The organism is Kibdelosporangium phytohabitans, from assembly GCF_001302585.1.
In the GTDB taxonomy this organism is placed as follows: domain Bacteria; phylum Actinomycetota; class Actinomycetes; order Mycobacteriales; family Pseudonocardiaceae; genus Kibdelosporangium; species Kibdelosporangium phytohabitans.
Genome location: NZ_CP012752.1, coordinates 3,838,671 through 3,854,704 on the forward strand (window position 1 = coordinate 3,838,671; position 16,034 = coordinate 3,854,704).

Annotated in this window: 11 protein-coding genes; 1 reads left to right on the top strand and 10 read right to left on the bottom strand. The window is 69.7% G+C overall.

From position 1 onward, the window contains the following. Positions 1-4: 4 nt before the first annotated feature. Positions 5-961 carry a helix-turn-helix transcriptional regulator gene (locus AOZ06_RS17680; RefSeq protein ID WP_054290410.1) on the top strand — a complete coding sequence of 319 codons (957 nt, stop codon included), beginning with the start codon at positions 5-7 and terminating at the stop codon, positions 959-961. 1 nt (position 962) lies between these two features. On the opposite strand, the gene AOZ06_RS17685 is transcribed toward AOZ06_RS17680, so the two are convergent. The 10 genes from AOZ06_RS17685 to AOZ06_RS17730 form a co-directional block, all read right to left on the bottom strand. Next, the gene (locus AOZ06_RS17685) at positions 963-2,456 is read right to left on the bottom strand and encodes an amidase (RefSeq protein WP_157233090.1); all 1,494 of its coding nucleotides are present in this window, start codon (positions 2,454-2,456) and stop codon (positions 963-965) included. Positions 2,457-2,495: 39 nt separating this feature from the next. After that, complete coding sequence (locus AOZ06_RS17690) at positions 2,496-3,422, bottom strand: DUF2207 domain-containing protein (RefSeq protein ID WP_054290411.1); 927 nt, start codon at positions 3,420-3,422, stop codon at positions 2,496-2,498. Positions 3,423-3,481: 59 nt separating this feature from the next. Beyond that, positions 3,482-3,820, bottom strand: a complete 339-nt coding sequence (locus AOZ06_RS17695) for a VOC family protein (protein ID WP_054296711.1) — start codon at positions 3,818-3,820, stop codon at positions 3,482-3,484. Positions 3,821-3,901: 81 nt separating this feature from the next. Next, positions 3,902-5,320: a multicopper oxidase family protein gene (locus AOZ06_RS17700; RefSeq protein WP_054290412.1), complete on the bottom strand. Its 1,419-nt coding sequence runs from the start codon at positions 5,318-5,320 to the stop codon at positions 3,902-3,904. After that, the gene (locus AOZ06_RS17705) at positions 5,299-5,877 is read right to left on the bottom strand and encodes a hypothetical protein (RefSeq protein ID WP_054290413.1); all 579 of its coding nucleotides are present in this window, start codon (positions 5,875-5,877) and stop codon (positions 5,299-5,301) included. The genes AOZ06_RS17700 and AOZ06_RS17705 overlap by 22 nt, the downstream gene beginning before the upstream one ends. Before the next feature lie 104 nt (positions 5,878-5,981). After that, positions 5,982-6,680 (bottom strand): DUF998 domain-containing protein, encoded by a 699-nt coding sequence (locus tag AOZ06_RS17710; protein ID WP_225954806.1) that lies wholly within the window; start codon positions 6,678-6,680, stop codon positions 5,982-5,984. A gap of 120 nt (positions 6,681-6,800) precedes the next feature. Further along, a complete protein-coding gene (locus AOZ06_RS17715; protein WP_054290414.1) occupies positions 6,801-8,792 on the bottom strand; it encodes an AbfB domain-containing protein in 1,992 nt (663 codons plus the stop codon). A 2-nt stretch (positions 8,793-8,794) separates the two neighbouring features. Continuing rightward, positions 8,795-10,855, bottom strand: coding sequence for an AbfB domain-containing protein (locus AOZ06_RS17720; protein WP_054290415.1), 2,061 nt, complete (start codon positions 10,853-10,855; stop codon positions 8,795-8,797). Between the two features lie 13 nt (positions 10,856-10,868). After that, positions 10,869-14,837, bottom strand: a complete 3,969-nt coding sequence (locus AOZ06_RS17725) for a DNA/RNA non-specific endonuclease (RefSeq protein WP_169798939.1) — start codon at positions 14,835-14,837, stop codon at positions 10,869-10,871. Between the two features lie 60 nt (positions 14,838-14,897). Further along, positions 14,898-15,914: a hypothetical protein gene (locus AOZ06_RS17730; RefSeq protein ID WP_225954805.1), complete on the bottom strand. Its 1,017-nt coding sequence runs from the start codon at positions 15,912-15,914 to the stop codon at positions 14,898-14,900. Positions 15,915-16,034: the final 120 nt, after the last annotated feature.

The window sequence follows — 16,034 nt, forward strand, 5'->3', positions numbered from 1 at the left end:
GGCTGTGATCGAGACCTCAGGACGCCTGTTGCGTCTGCTCGCGCTGCTGCAGAGTCCCCGTGACTGGACCGGCGCCGAACTCGCTGATCGCCTGCGGGTGAGCGGCCGCACGGTCCGCAACGACGTGGAACGGCTGCGCGCGCTCGGCTACCCGGTCAACGCCACCCGGGGCTCCACCGGCGGGTACCGGCTCGGCGCCGGCGCGCAGCTGCCGCCGCTGCTGCTGGACGACGAGGAAGCGGTGGCCGTGGCGGTGAGCCTGCGGACCGCGGCGGGCGGCACCGTCACCGGCATCGAGGAGACCGCGGAACGCGCGTTGACCAAACTGGAGCAAGTCCTCCCGTCCCGGTTGCGCCGCAGGGTCAACGCGCTGCAGTCGTACACGGTCCCGGTGCCGCGAGACGTTCCCGCGCCGCGGGTGAGCGCGGAGATCCTGACCGTGCTCACGGCAGCCTGCCGGGACCACGAACGTCTCAGGTTCGACTACCTCGACCACGGTGGCGGCGGGAGCGTGCGCGAGGTGGAGCCGTATCGCCTGGTCAACTGGGGCAGCCGGTGGTACCTCGTGGCGTGGGACGTCGACCGCGCCGACTGGCGCACGTTCCGGGTGGACCGGCTCACGCCGCGCGTGCCCACCGGTCCCCGCTTCACCGCCCGTGACCTGCCCGAAGACGTCGTCGACCGGGTTCGGCGCGGTGTCTCGTCAGCCGCGTGGCGATACCGCGCGAAGGTGATCGTGCACGCACCGGCCACTGTGGTCGCGGAGCGGATCAGCGCAGCCGTCGGCACAGTGGAAGCACGCGACGAGGACACCGCCGTCCTGCACACCGGCTCCGACACCGTGGCGGGCATGGCCGTCCACCTTGGACTGCTGGGGCTCGGCTTCACGGTCGTCGAGCCGCCGGAACTGGTTGAGCACGTGAAGGTCCTGGCCGAGCGCTACCGCGACGCGGTCGGCTGACTCAGATTCCCGCCGGTTCGTCCCTGGCCCACGGCTGAGCGGATTCGAGCTGGGTGGCGAGCGCGAGCAGCGTGCCTTCGCCGCCGAGACCGCCGACGAACTGGACGCCGAGCGGAAGGCCTTGTGCGGTGCGGTGAAGCGGAACGGACATGGCCGGGCGGCCGGTGATGTTGGCCAGTTGGGTGAACGGGACCGGCGCCAGGTTGGTGAGCGCTTGCTCGTACCACGCGTTCGTTTTGCTGAAGGCGCCGACCAGTTTCAGTTGCTCCATGACCTGGGCGGCCAGCCGGACCGCGGGCGGCGTGGCGAGCTCACCGATCCGGACAGGCGGGCGCGCGAGCGTCGGGGTCAGCAACAGGTCGTAGCGTTCGTGGAACGTGGCCAACGCGCGCGTGTAGCCGTTCCACCGCTGGTGCGCGGCGACGTAGTCCGGTGCTTTCACCGCCCACGCCGCTGCCGCGAGCATGCGGGTGTCGAGTTCGAAGTCCTGTGGCTTGGCGCCGGTCGTGCGCCGGATGTCCGCGATGATCGTCGCGGCGTAGGCACTCCACCCGGTCAGGAAGTCACGGGCCAGCTGCCTGCCGTCGATCTCCGGCTCGGCCGGTTCCACGTCGTGGCCGAGCTTCTCCAGCACGGACCGGGCGTGCTCGACCGCGGCGACCGCGTCGTCGTGCACCGCGCTGCCGAGCGGGGAACGGGTCATGTAGCCGATCCGGAGCTTGCCGGGCTCCCGCGCGGCCAGTTCCAGGAACGGAACGTCAGGCAGCGCGGGCAGATACGGGCCGCCGAGGTCACGGGTGGCGGTCAAGGCGTCCAGCATCGCCGCCGTGTCGCGGACCGTCCGGGAGATGACGCCGTCCGTCGCCGCGCCGTGGAAGCCCTCGGCACGCAACGGACCGCTGGACAGCAGGCCCCGTCCCGGCTTGAGCCCGAAAAGCCCACAGCACGCCGCGGGGATGCGGATCGAGCCACCGCCGTCGCTCGCCCCGGCGACCGGCACGATCCCGGCGGCCACAGCCGCGGCGGCGCCTCCCGACGATCCGCCCGGCGTGTGCCCGAGGTTCCACGGGTTGCGGGTCGGGCCCGTTGCCACGGGCTCCGTCACGGCCTTGGTGCCGAACTCCGGCGTGGCGGTCTTGCCGAAGACGACGAGTCCGGCATCCAGCCACCGCCGCACGTTCACGCTGTGCGCGGCGGCGGCACGTCCGCGCAGCGACCGCGATCCCGAACCGGTCGGCAGGCCCGCGTAGTCCTGCCCCAGGTCCTTGAGCAGGAACGGCACACCGGCGAGCGGGCCGGACAGCTCGCTCGCCGCGCGTTCGCGGGCGATCCCGTACATCGGGTACACGATCGCGTTCAGCTTCGGGTTGACCTGCTCGGCCCGGTCGATCGCCGCCTCGAGCAGGTCGGCCGCTGACACCTCGCCACGCGCGACCAGCTCGGCCAGACCGACCGCGTCATAGCGCCGATACTCTTCGTAGTCGACCACGATCAACCCTAACCAGTGCGTCCACGTGGCCTGCTGTGACAGCGCTCACCAGCTGCCGCTGCCGCCGCTGTCGGAGGAACTGGACGAACTGCCGCTGTCGGACGAACTGCTGCTGGACGAACTGCTGTCCGAGTAGCTGCTGCCCGACCAGCTGCTGCTGCCGCCGTACGAGTGGAAACCACCGCCCGGCCTGCGGGTGCGGCCCGCCCTGGCGAACAGCGCGATGACCACGCCCGCGATGCCGAGCCCGAAGATCCACCCGAAGGCCGACGTGCCGGACGAGCGGCTGGAGGACACGTCGGCCGCCGAGGTGGTGCGCGCCGGACGGGTGTGGCTGGTGGGCGGCGTCGAAGTGGGCAGCGCCAGGCCCGCCGACGGGAATGTGGCCGACACCAGCACGACATCACGTGCGACGATGTTCTTCTGGTTGACGCGGATGACGTTGCCCGCGGCGGACGTGGCGCCGTTGCACGGGGTCGTGCCGGACACGGTGCAGGAGCCGAGCGTCGCGGCGGCCGGGGCGGTGATCGTCCCGGTGACGGCGGCCATCGGCACGTCCCAGCTGCCGTCCACGACATGCCAGAACACGGCGGCGTCGGTCCCCCTGGACTCGGCCGCGGCGGCGACGTCGTAGTTCAGCACGTAGGTGTGCGCACCGGTGACCGTGACGGCGGGATCGCCGACGCGGATGACGCTGCCGGTCGTGGTCACCCCGGCCGGCGCGCCGTCCGGGCTCGTCGCCGTCGCCGTCCCGGTCACCCTCTTGCCCGTGACCTTGCGGGTGATGCCGTGCCGCTCGTTCTTGCCGAAGTCGTAGGCGATCGTCTCGGTGACGTGCGCGGTGCCGTCCCCGGCGATGGTGACAGCCACGTCGTAGGCGGTGATCCGTTCACCCGGCTCCGCCGACGCCGTCGAGGCCATTGCCAGCACGGCACCCAGCGCCAGCGTCCCCGCCGTCAACACCCTCAGCATCGCCGACCTCCCCTGCGTCCTTGCTACGACGCAGGTGGCCGCCGACCCGTTCCCCCCTGCTACGGGGTGGGCGCCTGGGCGAGCGACAGCGTGTTGCCGTCCGGGTCGTTCACGTCGACGTGGCGCACACCGTTGCCGTAGGTCTCCACCGGTTCGTGGGCGATGTCGTTCGCGGCCAGGCGCGCGAGGATGTCGTCCAGGTCGGTCACCCCGAACGTGATCATGGTCCCGCCGACGCCCCTGGCCCGCAAGTCGCGGCCGTCGAGCGCGATCCACGCGTTCACACCGACCTGCCACAGGTGTTCCTCGCCGGCGACCTCGTCCGCCGGACGCCCGAAGAACACCTCGAACCACGGTAGCGACCTGGCGAGGTCGCTCACCGGCACGATGCCGTACATGTCCACACGAACCACTCCTTCTGTCGTTTCGACAGGTGGACCGGTCCGCTGACCGGAACTCATCGCGCCGGTGCGCCGCGATCAGCGTTTGATCTCCATCTGGCCCATCATCCCCGTGGCGGAGTGGTCGAGCATGTGGCAGTGGTAGACGTACCGGCCCTCGTGGCCGTCGAACCGGACCTTGATCCGGACGTTGCCGCCGGGCGGGATGGTGACGGTGTCCTTCGGGCCGCTCTCGTGCCCGCCGACCGGCTTGCCGTTGCGGTCCAGCACCTGGAACTGCACCAGGTGCAGGTGCAGGTTGTGCGGGATGGACGGTTGCGTGTCGGCGTTGCGGATCGTCCAGATCTCCGTCGTGCCGAGCTTGATCTGCTGGTCGACGCGTGCGGGGTCGAAGATCCTGCCGTCGATCACGAACGCGCCGCGCTGCAGGTCCAGCTTCAGTTCCACCTCGCGGTGCACCGTCGGCGTGCCGAGGTCCTGCAACGGGCGCAGCACCGCGGGCACCCGGCTGTCGTCCGTCGCGGTCCGCGTGACGTCGAACCGCATGACCTGCTGTGTGCTTTCCACGTCCCCGAGGTCGTTGAACAGCACGAGCTGCGTGCCGACCGGGTACCGCGAGAAGTCGATCACCGCCTCGACCCGCTCGCCCGGCCACAGGTCGAAACTCGTCGCGGTGACAGGAGCGGGCAGCAGGCCGCCGTCGGAACCGATCAGCTGGAACGACGAGGTGTCCGCCAGCCGCAGCCGGTACGCGCGCTCGTTGGAGCCGTTGTAGAACCGCAGCCGGTACTTGCGTGCGCTGACGCGGAAGTACGGCTGGACACGGCCGTTGACCAGCAGCGTGCGCCGCTCCTCGAAACCACCGGCGGTGTACACGAGCTTGCCCGCCGCGTCGATGTGCACGTCCCGCAGCAGCAGGGGGACGTCGAACTCGCCCTCGGGCAGACCCAGCGACCGTTCGGCCTCGTCGTGCAGCAGGTACATGCCTGCCAGGCCGCGGTAGACCTGCTCTGCCTCCGAGTGGTGGGCGTGCGCGTGGTACCAGAGGGACGCGGCCTGCTGGGTGTTCGGATACCGGTACTGCTTCTGGTCGCCGGATTTGATCAGGTCCGTCGGATGCCCGTCGGACGCCGCGGCGACGTGCGCGCCGTGCAGGTGCACGACGGTCGATTCAGCCATCGCGTTGACGTAGGTGACGGCCACCTCACGACCGCGTTTGGCGTGGATGGTGGCGCCGGGGAACTTCCCGTCGTAGGTCAGCACCTTGCTCTTCACGCCGGGCAGGATCTCCGCCTCGGCCTCGTGCACGCCGACGAAGTAGAAGTCGGTGGTGGCGGACTGGTGGACGGGTTTGGCGGCCGGGGGGATGTGCAGCGCGGTGGCGAATGCGGCCACCCGCGGGCCGGACTCACCGCCGCCCATGATCCGTTCCAGCGGGAACGCGGCGACCGCGCCACCGACTGCCGTGAGCTTTATCAAGTCGCGCCTGTTGAGCACTGGTTCGATCCCTTCTCATCGGATGGGCGCGACCCGGCCCGCCGCCACGGCGGTCCAAGCAAGACCGTCAGCACAAGCGCCATCAGAAACGCGTACCGCCCAACCTCAGCGGCATCCACCACCCAGCTGTCATCACGACCCAGGCTTATGGAGATCACCACGGGAGTCGTGACAACCGCGACGGCCGCCGCAACCCCCGCGAACACCAACCGCACCGACGTGGAGTCGTACGCCCAACCCCGGTGGCGCAGAAGCGAACGCAACAAAGCCGCGCCCGCGAGCAGAAGCGCGAATGCGACATGTGCGGCGAGAGTGGTGGTGCCAACGAGGTATGGCGCGGTGTTGGCGCTGATCGGCGGCGGCCCAGCGAATGCCGTCGGCCCGTGATGTCCCGTCAGGTGAGGCGTGACAAGCGACCGGCCAGCCGGGTTGGTCGACGCCGGCAACCTGGCGAACACGATGAAGGCGACGACCGCGCCTTGCCCGAGCGCCAAGCCGAGAAGCTTGCCCACCGCGAGCGCGGGAAGCGGACTGCTGCCCTGTGCAAGCGTGGCCATGCTTCCCCCTCCCGGCGGGCTGACCAGCGCTGTGCCGCGCGCGCCCGGACATACCGTGATCGCTGCCGCTCGTAACGCGGTCGAGCGTCACTGGTGGCGCGGGATCACGGCCTCGCGGCGGGAGCGCAGGCGCTGCGGGCGAGCTGGAGGATCGAGTAGAGCAGTCCGATGTCGACGGTGAGCGTGATCCGCTGGGTGAGGCCGACGGGCAGGATCCCGCCCACCTCGGCGAGGACCGGGACACCGGGGACCTTCGCGACCAGGTAGCTGACGCCGAACAGCAGGAGGCTCGCGACGCTGTACCGCGTCCAGCGCGTCAGCGTCGCGTGGTTGCGGGCCAGCCCGTGGACACCCCGCGTCCGCCGGAGCAGGGAGAAACCGAGCACCGGGATGCTCAGGAACGCGGCGACGCAGGAATACTGGTGGATCTCCCCGCTGAAAACGCTCGACACGTCTCCGTAGGCGACCGGGAAGACCGCGGCGAGCGCGAGGCCACCGGACCAGGACCCGAAAAGCACCCGTGTGGTGCGGCTGAGCGGGACCCGGGCCGCGCTCAGGGCACCGAGCGTCGTCGCCGAGCCGGCGGCCACGAGCAGGATGCTGACAGCCAGCAGCCCCGGTGCCTGGTCGGTGAACGCGTAGAACGACACCGCGTCCTGGAACGGGTTGCGGCCGCTGACCAGATGCAGCACGACGAACGCGAGCACGCCCCATGAGATCGCTGCGGCCGACACGACCAGCCACGGCTGTGTTCTGGCCGACAGCGCGGTCGCCTGGCTCCGCGGCGGAGACATGAACGTCATGGGAAGAGATTCGCGCAAGAACCGGCGACCCGGAACCGAGCAAACACCCCAACCAGCGGTGGAGGTAGCCCTACCGGTCATGGGTGGTCCGCACCTCGAACCACCCATGACCCGGATGGCCTAAGGGTTGGCGTACGCCTGCGCTGTTCCGGTGACCGGGTCGAAGTCGATCCAGCCGCCCTGGAACTTCGAACGCCGCAACCTGCCCGGCCCCGCGTGCTCGTCGCTGGCCGGATACCGCAGGAACGAGTTCAGGCCACCGAGACCGTCCCAGTAGTGCTTTATCCCTCCGTACAGGACGAACGCGCCTCCGGCGTCGGGGTGGTAGTACACCGACCCGCCCGCCGAGAAGACGTTGTACTTGCCCTTGCCGTCGGCGGACGTCTGGTCGTCGTCGCGAGGTGGGCCGTACACCGACGACTGGGCGGCGCCGACTCGCAGGTACGCGTCGAGCAGGGGCTGGTGCACCGCTTTGGCGCCGAACATGTACGTCCAGTAGACACGCCCACGCTCGAACGGCCGGTAACGCGTGTACGGCCCGTCGGCGACCTCGTCGCCCGCAGGGTTGCCGATCGACGCTTTCAGCGCGTCATCGTTGTTCCAGCGGAGCATGATCGCCGAGACGGTGTTCGGGTGCGGCGGGTCGACCGCCCAGGTGCTCGCCGCCCGGCCCATCGCTTCCTCGTAGTGGAAGGCCCGGAATCCGCCGAACCGCAGCCTGCCCTCGTACTCCTGGAAGTACGCGGCCTTGTGCGCGTACGACCGGAGCATCACGCCGCCGGGCACCTTCTCCACGCACCAGGTCGCGTCGTCGTGGAAGCCCTTGGTGCCGTCGCTGGGCGCGAACGCGACGTCGTCGCCGTCGATCGCGCGCAGGTAGTACCCGGGCCGCGCCGGAGCCTCCATGGAGTAGCAGCTGCCCTGCTCGGCCAGGCCGGGGACGAACTTCCACGTCATCCGGTTCTCGCTGCCGGGAACACCGTTGGCGTCCCTGGCGGCGATCGTCACGCCGTTGGCCTCGTCGACGTAGTGGTATTCCTGCCCGCGGCGGGTGGTACGCAAGGACTGCAGCAGCGCGTCGTACTGGCCCGCCCGCAGGAACCGGTGGATGGCCAGGTCGCCGCCCACCAGAGCGCGGCGGGCCATCATCGCGAGGTAGGGCTGCACTCCCGTCTGGTCCGCCTTGGTGACGATCGCCTCGACCGCGCGGCGGTTCTGCTGCTTCTGCTGCTCCACAACGCGGTTCTCGTCCCGGGTGTTGGCCTGGTGGATCCCGGTGTCGACGAACGCCTTCCAGTCCGCGGACGCCGGGCTGAGCAACGCGGCCGACGCCGACACCAGCACGTCGGTGTCCTTCTTGGCGTGCTTGACGATCTCACGGATGACGTGGTCGTGCGCGAGGTCTCTCATCGTGTCCGTCGCCACCACTCCGACGACGGCGAACGCCCGGCCGATCGCGTTGCGGTCGGCCAGTTTGACGCGCTGGGCTTCGGTGAGCTCCTTGTCGGCGTCGATCGCCTCCTGCTGGTCGCTGGCGTGCGCGGTGAAGATCCCGGTTTCCAGGAACTTCCGCTGTTCCTCGTCGGGCCGCCCGAAGGCGACGAACGCGGCCTCCTTGACGCGCTTGCCCGTGGCCCGGCCGTACAGCGCGTGGATGAAGTCCCGGTTGCCTCGGATGAGCAGCTCCGGCTCGGCGGTGATACCGATCACCGTCGCCGCCTTCGCCCGCAGTTGCCGTGCGGCACGGGCGATTGCCTCGTCCCTGAGCTCGTTGCGCTGGTCACGGGCATGTGCCTCGTGCAGCCCGTACTTGACGAAATGCGTGCACTCCGCGACCGAGCCCGAGAACGCCAGCTCGGCCGACCCGCGCACCTCCGCGCCAGTCGCCCTGCGCCACAACAGGATGACGAAGTCCTTGTCCGGCAGGCGCAGCATCGGTTCTTCAGGCAGCACGCCGAGCCGCGCCAAGGCCCGCGCCTTGTCCTCCTGCGTCGACTGCGGTGTCTCGGTGACCGCGGCCGGTGCGGCCGGTGATGCCGTTGCCGGAGCGGGAACTCCCAACACGGTGGCCGTCGCGAGGACGGCCACCAGCCCGCGTTTCACGATGCGCATCGTCAGCTCCTCGGTTGCAGCGTGACGGCGTTGGTTGTCGAGTTCCAGTGCAGCCAGCCGCCCTGGAACTCCTGGCTCTTGCCGGTCGGTGTGTCGACCTCGTCCTTGACCGGGAACTTCAGTTGCGAGTTGTAGGCGCCCACCCGATGCCACTCGTCCAGGATCCGCCCGTAGATGGGATGTGCGCCGTAGCGGGCCGAGTAGTAGATCACGCCGCCGTTGGCGAAGTGGTTGTACCGGCCACCGCTGCTCGTGCCCGGTGGCTCGTGCGGCTCGGTGGGCAACTCGTCCGTGATCGGCACGCCAAGGCGCGGGTTCTTGTGCGCGCCCACCTCTTCGTACTTCTGCCCGACGACACCGTAGACCGCTTTCACACCGCTGTCACGGGTCCAGTAGAACCAGCCGCCTTCGAACTTGCGGTGCCTGATCGAACCTTCGACGATCTCCGGCCCGACCGGCCTGACGTACTGCTTGCGGAACGGCTCGTCGTTCTGCCACCGCAACGTGATCGCTGTCGTCACCGGGTTCACGCCCTGCACGTTCCAGCTGGCGTCCTCGGCGAACTTGTGCGGGGCGTCGTGGGTGTACGGCCCGCCGTCGCTGGAGGCGTACAGGTAGTGGTAGAAGTGCCGCAGGAACCTGCCCGGGTCGCTCTTGGACTCCAGTGAGACCCGGTCGGGACCGGACTTGCCCGGCCGCACGCACCAGGTGGCCTCCTTGAGGAACTGCGGAGTGCCGGTGGTCGGCTGGACGTTCACGTGCGTGTCCGCGACACGCAGGTAGTAGTTGGGCTGGGTGACCGACTCGAACGAGTAGCAGTCCGAGTCGGCGAGGCCGGGCCAGATCCGCCAGCTCGCGTCCGCGCCGTCGCCTGTCTTCGGTTCCAGCGGCCCCTCGTTGATCCACGCCCGGGCGGAGTTGTGGTCGGGGTGCTTGCGGACGAAGTAGCCGGTCATGCCGTCGGTGACGGATTCGAGTGACTGCACGAGGTACTGGTGGCGTCCGGTGTAGAAGAACCGGTGGACGTCCATGTCGCTGCCCGTGGCCAGCACCGTCCTGGCGGCGCCGGCCAGCCGCAGCATGAGCTTGCTGTTCTCGGCCTTGGCCTGGATCTCCAGCACTCGCCGTCGCAGGTCGCGGGAGATCTGGGCCAGGAGGTTGGCGTCGTCGGTCCTCTGCGCGGCGTGGATGCCGGTGTGGACGAACGCGGTGCGTGCTGCCTCGCCACCTTCCTCGGTGGCTGCCGCTTCGTATGCCGCGCTCTTGACTTCGCTGTTGTCCTTGGCCCGCCCCCACAGTTCCAGGACGAAGGTTCGTTCCGGCAGCTTGAGGAACTCGAGGTTCTGCGGTCCCTGGACGACAGCGGACGCCCGTTTGCGCGCCGCGATCTTGATCCGCTCGGCCTGTTCCTCCGAACCGGCTTGCGTTTCCTCCTTGATCTTGTCGAGCTGGTCCTGTTCGTGCGCCAGCCGCAGGCCCGATTCTACGAACCGCGTGCGGTCCTCGTCGCTGCCGTTGAACGCGGCTGTCCCAGCGGCCTTGACCTTGGGTCCGGCCAACGCGTGCAGCACCATGGTGTGCACGAAGTTCTTTTCGTTGAGGACAAGCAGCTCGTTCGTGATCGGAACACCCAGGATGCTGGCCGCGAGCTGCTTGGTGTCGCGTGCCTTCGTGGCCAGGTCCTGGTCCTGCTGGATCTTCTTCTTGTCGCGCTCGTAGGCCTCGCGCATGCCGTTCTTGATGAAGTAGGTGGCCTGGATGCCCTCGGCGCCGAACGCGAGCTGGGCGGACGCGCGCACTTCCGGCAGGTCGCGCTTGACCGCCTCGCGCCACATCTCGAAGACGAAGTCCGAGTCCTTCAGCAGAATCAGGTTCTCCGTTGCCTGGATGCCGAGGATCGCGGCCGCGGCGATCTTGTCGGGAGCCGACGCCTCCGGGACGGGAACGGAATCCGCTGCCACCGCCGGGGCAGCCGGTGGTGCCGCCTGGGCGGCCGGTGCGCCGGCAAGACCGGCGGCGAGGGCGAGCACGGTCGTGCCCGCCACGAATCTGGATCTGTACATGGTTTTCCTTGTGTCAGATGGCGGGGCAACGTCCGCCGTTGAGAACGCTCGGGATTTTCTCGTTCGTGATGATGACGTCGACGCACTTGCCCCCTTTGGAGATGGCGAACAGTGCGGTTTCGTCCGGCGCCACGTTGCCGGTTGACGGGTACGTCGGGATTGCCTCGTAGTGGGTCGGGTCGTTCGCCTGGCTGACGAGCTGCACTTCCCGCTCCGACATTCGCATCAACGGGGTGTTGGCGTACGCGTACATGGAGGTCAGGTTCTCCTTGATCCCCCTGCCGCCGAGGACTTTGGCCAAGAGGTGTCCTCTGTGGTGGTACTTGCTGTTCCAGCCGGGCGGGTTCCACCCCGACGGTTCAGTGCCCTTGTCCACTGTCTTGCACAAGTGGGACTTCATCCCCTGCGCCTGGTCGTGGCGGTTGAGACCGAGGAACACGACCCAGGACTCGCATCCTGCTGCCGGTGGCAGGATGTTCTTCTGCATGCCCTGGGTCTCGTTCGCGATCCGGCGACCCGTGTCCTGGTACAACTGGCTGTTCGCCGAGACCCAGGAACCCTTGACGGCTTTCTTGCGATCGCAGTCGGGGACCGGTGTCCGCGGCGGCGGAAGGCTCGCCGAAGGTGCCATCCGGCGTCCGTCGCAGTCGGACTTGGCCTTCCTGATCGCGCTGCGGACCTTGTCGACGAGTTGCCTGAGCTTGTCCGCTCTGCCCAGCCACTTCGAGAAGTTGCTCACGACCTTCGCGATCAGGTCGATCAGCTTCTTGATCTTCAGGAACGACAGCCCCACCGACGCCACGTGGAAGACCGTCCACAGGCATGCCGCGAAGTTGCCCTCGGTCAGGCACTTCTTGATGTCCGGCCAGCCGATGAAAGCCAGGATCTCCTCGGCGCCGATCGACTTGAGGAACGCGGGCACGCCGTCGCCTTCGGCTTCTTCCACCTGGTGATCGGTGTAGGTGGACAGCTCCTGACGGCCTCCGCCCGTCTCGAGCAGCTGCATCAGCTCGTCCTCGGACAGCTCGTCCAGCGTGGCCGACGCGGATGCCTGTGCTTTCTGCTTGTCTTGTTCCTCCTTGGCTTTGCGGGCCGCTTCCTCGGCGCGGTCGGCTGCCTTCTGCGCATCGATCGCGGCTTGCCTGGCACGTGACGCTGTGTCCGCGGCCTGCCGTGCGGCTTCCTCCGCACGGGTGGCTGCCGCGTCCGCTGCTCTGGCGTCCTCTTCTGCCTTGTCCGCTGCTCTCTGAGCGAGCTCCGCGTCTTGTGCCGCCTTTGTCGCCGCGTTGCGTGCTGCGACCGCGTCTCGTTGTGCGGCAGCCGCGTTGCGACCCGCGATCGCGGCGTCGTTGTTTGCCGCGTTGGCAGCGTCTCTGGCTTCCTTGGCGTCTTGACGGGCTTGTCTGTCCGCGTCGTTCGCCCGTGCCGCGGCAGCTCTGGCCGCTGCGCCGTGCCTGGCCGCGTCGGCGGCGGCTTGCTGTGCGGTCGCTGCCGCCTGTGCCGCGGCGGCGGCGGACGCCGCGGCCTGCGCTGCCGCTTCGAACGCCGGTTTCACCTCTTGCTCGGCCCGCTCGGCCGCGTCGGCGGCACGCTTGGCGGCGAGTACGGCCTCGTCGGCCCGGTCCTTCGCGGCCTTCGCCTGTTCCGCGCCGACCTTCTTGGCCTGCTCGGCGACCAGTGCGACGAAGTCCGCGTCGATGTCGGCACCGGTGAACGGCGCCACGACGGAGATCGCCGTGTTGGCCGGGTCGGTGATCGCCGCCGACGACTCCCGTGCCGCCATCGACGCCCGGATCGCGATCCCGGCCTGCGTGGCCGCGTTCACCGCTTCCTTGGCCGCTTCCTCCGCCTCGGCCTTGGTGCGGTCCGCCGCCCACAACGCCCGCACGGCTTCCGTTGCGGCCTGCTCGGCGAGACGGCCCGCTGCCGTCGCCGCCTCCGCCGCCCTCGTCTCCTGGAACGTCGCCTCGGACGCTTTCGCGTTGGCCTCGGACGCGGCCTTGTGCGTGGCCGCCGCTTCCTGCTCGGCGCGGTTGGCTGCCGCGTTGGCGGCCGCGGCGGCTGAGGCCGCGCGTTGCGCCGCCGCCCGTGATCTGGCTGCGGCGCGCTCGGCTTCGGCCGCTGCCTGGCTGGACAGTACCGCGGCGCCGGTCGCCTGGTTGGCCAGGTCACGTGCCTGGCGGGCCCTGGTGGCCGCTTCGGTGGCGTACTGACGCGCTTCGTCGGCTGCCATTTTCGCTTCGCCTGCCGCCGCGGTGCCGCGGGCGTGCAACTCCCACGCCGCCATCGCGTCCCGCCTGGCCTCTGCCGCCTGCTGGTCGCGTTCGAGCCGGTAGGCCTGGTCGCGGAGGCGGATCGCGTTGTCCGCGTCGCTCTTCGCCTGGTCCTTGGCCCGCTGGGATTGCTGGTCGTGTGCCTCGGCCCGGCTCCTGGCGTCAGCCGCGGCCGCTGCTTCCCGCTCGGCCTGGCCACGCAGGCTGCGGGCCCGCGCGGCCTGCTGCTCCGCTGTCGCGCGCGAGCCGGCGGCGTTGGCACGCTCTCGTTCGGCCTCGGCACGCGCGGCTGAGGCCTTCGTCCGCTCGGCTACGGCGGTGTTGCGTGCCACCCGGGTCCGGTCAGCCGCGGCCCATGCCGCGTTCGCCGCCGCTTCCGCCTGCTGCCGTGCGGTGTCGGTTCGTGCGGCTGCGTCCCGTGCCGCGACCGCTTGTGCGTTGGCGGCCTTGGCCATGTCGTCGGCTGAACGTGCGTGCTGTTGGGCGTGTACGCGCCAATCCGCCGCACGCCGGGCGTTCGCTTCGGCTTTCTCCTGCGCGTTTCGAGCCTGGTCGACGGCCTCGGTCGCGACGATGGCGTGCCGCGCGGTCTCGGACGCCAGCACAGCCGCACGCGCGGCGGCGCTCATGCCTTGTGCCATCTGAGCCCACTGCGTGCCGTGCGTGAAGCCGTTCCGGACGATCTCGTCGGCTTCGATCTGGGCCTGCGCGGCGGCCTGCCCGGCCATGCCCGCGCTGTCCCGCGCGATCCGCAGCTGCTCGTCGGCCTCGGCTTTGACCTGGAAGAACGCGTCCGGCGGATGCTGGCCGCTCGCCTCGTTCGCCTTCAGGATCTGCTCGGCCACCCGTGCCGCGTTCGCCGCGCCCACCATCGCGTTCGCGGCAAGCTGCAACGCCCGCAGGCCCTTCCCGTGCGCGATCACCAGATTGACGCGGGCGGCGTTGGCCGCCTTGGACTTGACCGCCAGTTCGGCGAGTTCCTCGGCGGCCTTGGCCTTCGCCTCGTCGTCACGCAGCTTCTGTTCGCGTCTGTCCGCGTCCCGCTTGGCCGCGGCGAGATATCCCGTCCGCAGGAACTCGTCGACCGCGGCCGGGCCACCATCCAGTGCGGCCTGCGCGGCTGCCTTCACCTCGACGTCGGCGACGGCCAGCAGCGCGGTAACCCTGGCAAGCAGTAGTTCCACACGTGCGTTTTCGTCGCGTGTGGACTGATCGTCGCGTGCCCTGGCGATGTCCTTGCCGTAGGCGAGGAACGTGGCACGGTCGCTGTCCGATCCGGCGAGCACCCGCAGGACTTCGGCGTTGAAGATCGGGCCGCCGGTGTCCCTGAGTGCTTCGACGGCTGTCTTGTCCCGCCGGGCCTGTTCCTGTTTACGGGCCGCGGCACGGGCTTTCGCCTCGTGCAGGCCGTCGTTGAGGAACGCCATGATCGCCTTGTCGTCGCCTGCCAGCGCGGTTGTCGCGGCGTCGCGGACCTCCGGGTCCTCGGACAGTTCGGCGTGGTCGGCGACCAGCCTGCGCAGTCGCGGATCGCCGGTGATGTCGGGCAGACCGGCTTTGCCGTCCCAGTTCTGGTACGGCAACGGCGGCATCGGCCGGGCGTCGCCCGGCTCGGCGCGAGCGGACGAAGGGGTGGGCGGTGGTGGTTGCGCGGCCTCGACCGGCCGGGCCGATCCCACGACGAGTGCCGTGGACAGCAGGACTGCCAACGGTCTCAGGGCATGCTTCAAGCCCATCTGGACATCTCCAAGTGAGGAAACAGGAACGGGTCAGAGCCGGACGCGCTGCTCGCCCTCCTGGGCGATGCGCAGTTGTTCCGCCCAGAAACGGGCCTGTGACTGGCCGAACTGCTGCTCGTTGTCCCACGCGGTCCGGTTGCCGAGCGCCGGGTCCACGACCGCGGACCAGTTGGGGCCCGTCTTGCCGCCGGCGACGACCGCGATCCCGGCCCAGTACGCCGCTTGCCGTTCGGCCAGCTGCTGGGCCTGTGCCCACGCCGACCGCGCCGGATCCGAATGGGCGCCGACGTCCTGCCACGCCTTGACCGCCGCGGCCTTGGCCAGCTCGGTGGCTGTCTCACGCGCGGTTTTCGCGGCGGCCAGCGCGGCCTCGGTCAGCGTTTTGAGCCGCGCACGCCAGCGGACTTCGTTGTCGAAGCCGCTGCGGCGGTGCTTCTCCAGGTCGAGCCGGGCGCCGTAAGCCCATCCGTGGGCGAAGAACTCGACCAGGTCGGTGTTCGTGGCGACGGGCCGTGTCGCCCACGTGGCGCTGGCGCGGACCTGCTCACCGGGGTCGTGCGCGGCGAGGTTGCGCACGAAGACCCAGTCCGCTTCGACCAGCGCCTGCTCGTGCTCGCCCTTGGCTTCTCGTGCTTGCCGGTCACGCAGTTGGGCCGCCGCGTAGCCGGTCCGCACGAACTCGGCCTGGATGCCGGCGCTGCCGCTGGCCACGGCGTACGTGGCCGCCGCGTGCACCTCGGGGGTGTGTTCTTTGTTGGTGGTGTCCCTGACCCGTGTGCAGAACTCGAGGTTGCGGTGCGCGGTCTGCTGGGCGCGTTGGATCAGGAACTCGTAATCCGTGGCGAGGAACCGTGCGACGGCGGCGTCGGGGTCGCTGGAAAGCAGCGCCGACCAGGCCCCGGCCCGGACGATCGGGTAGTCGTGCGCGGTCGCCACGATCCGGACGAAGGCCTTGTCGCCCGCCGGGTCGTCGACGCCCGCCTGCACGGGTGCGGCCGGTAACACCAGTAAGAGGCTTGTGGCTGCGAGCACGACGCGTCTTCGCATCGGAGACCCCCGAGTGACGGAGCGCTCCACCCGGGAGGCGCTCGTGGCCGAGCGACCTGCCTGGCCGCCTGCCCACGGTGCCTGCCGGCGCTGACGCGCCGGTCACGTCCCAGTCACGCC

What these genes read in the sequence shown, in the direction of transcription:
- AOZ06_RS17690 (WP_054290411.1), bottom strand. Translation starts at nt 3,422, where the DNA reads ATGCTGAGGGTGTTGACGGCGGGGACGCTGGCGCTGGGTGCCGTGCTG.
- AOZ06_RS17695 (WP_054296711.1), bottom strand. Translation starts at nt 3,820, where the DNA reads ATGTACGGCATCGTGCCGGTGAGCGACCTCGCCAGGTCGCTACCGTGG.
- AOZ06_RS17705 (WP_054290413.1), bottom strand. Translation starts at nt 5,877, where the DNA reads ATGGCCACGCTTGCACAGGGCAGCAGTCCGCTTCCCGCGCTCGCGGTG.
- AOZ06_RS17710 (WP_225954806.1), bottom strand. Translation starts at nt 6,680, where the DNA reads ATGACGTTCATGTCTCCGCCGCGGAGCCAGGCGACCGCGCTGTCGGCC.
- AOZ06_RS17715 (WP_054290414.1), bottom strand. Translation starts at nt 8,792, where the DNA reads ATGCGCATCGTGAAACGCGGGCTGGTGGCCGTCCTCGCGACGGCCACC.
- AOZ06_RS17720 (WP_054290415.1), bottom strand. Translation starts at nt 10,855, where the DNA reads ATGTACAGATCCAGATTCGTGGCGGGCACGACCGTGCTCGCCCTCGCC.
- AOZ06_RS17730 (WP_225954805.1), bottom strand. Translation starts at nt 15,914, where the DNA reads ATGCGAAGACGCGTCGTGCTCGCAGCCACAAGCCTCTTACTGGTGTTA.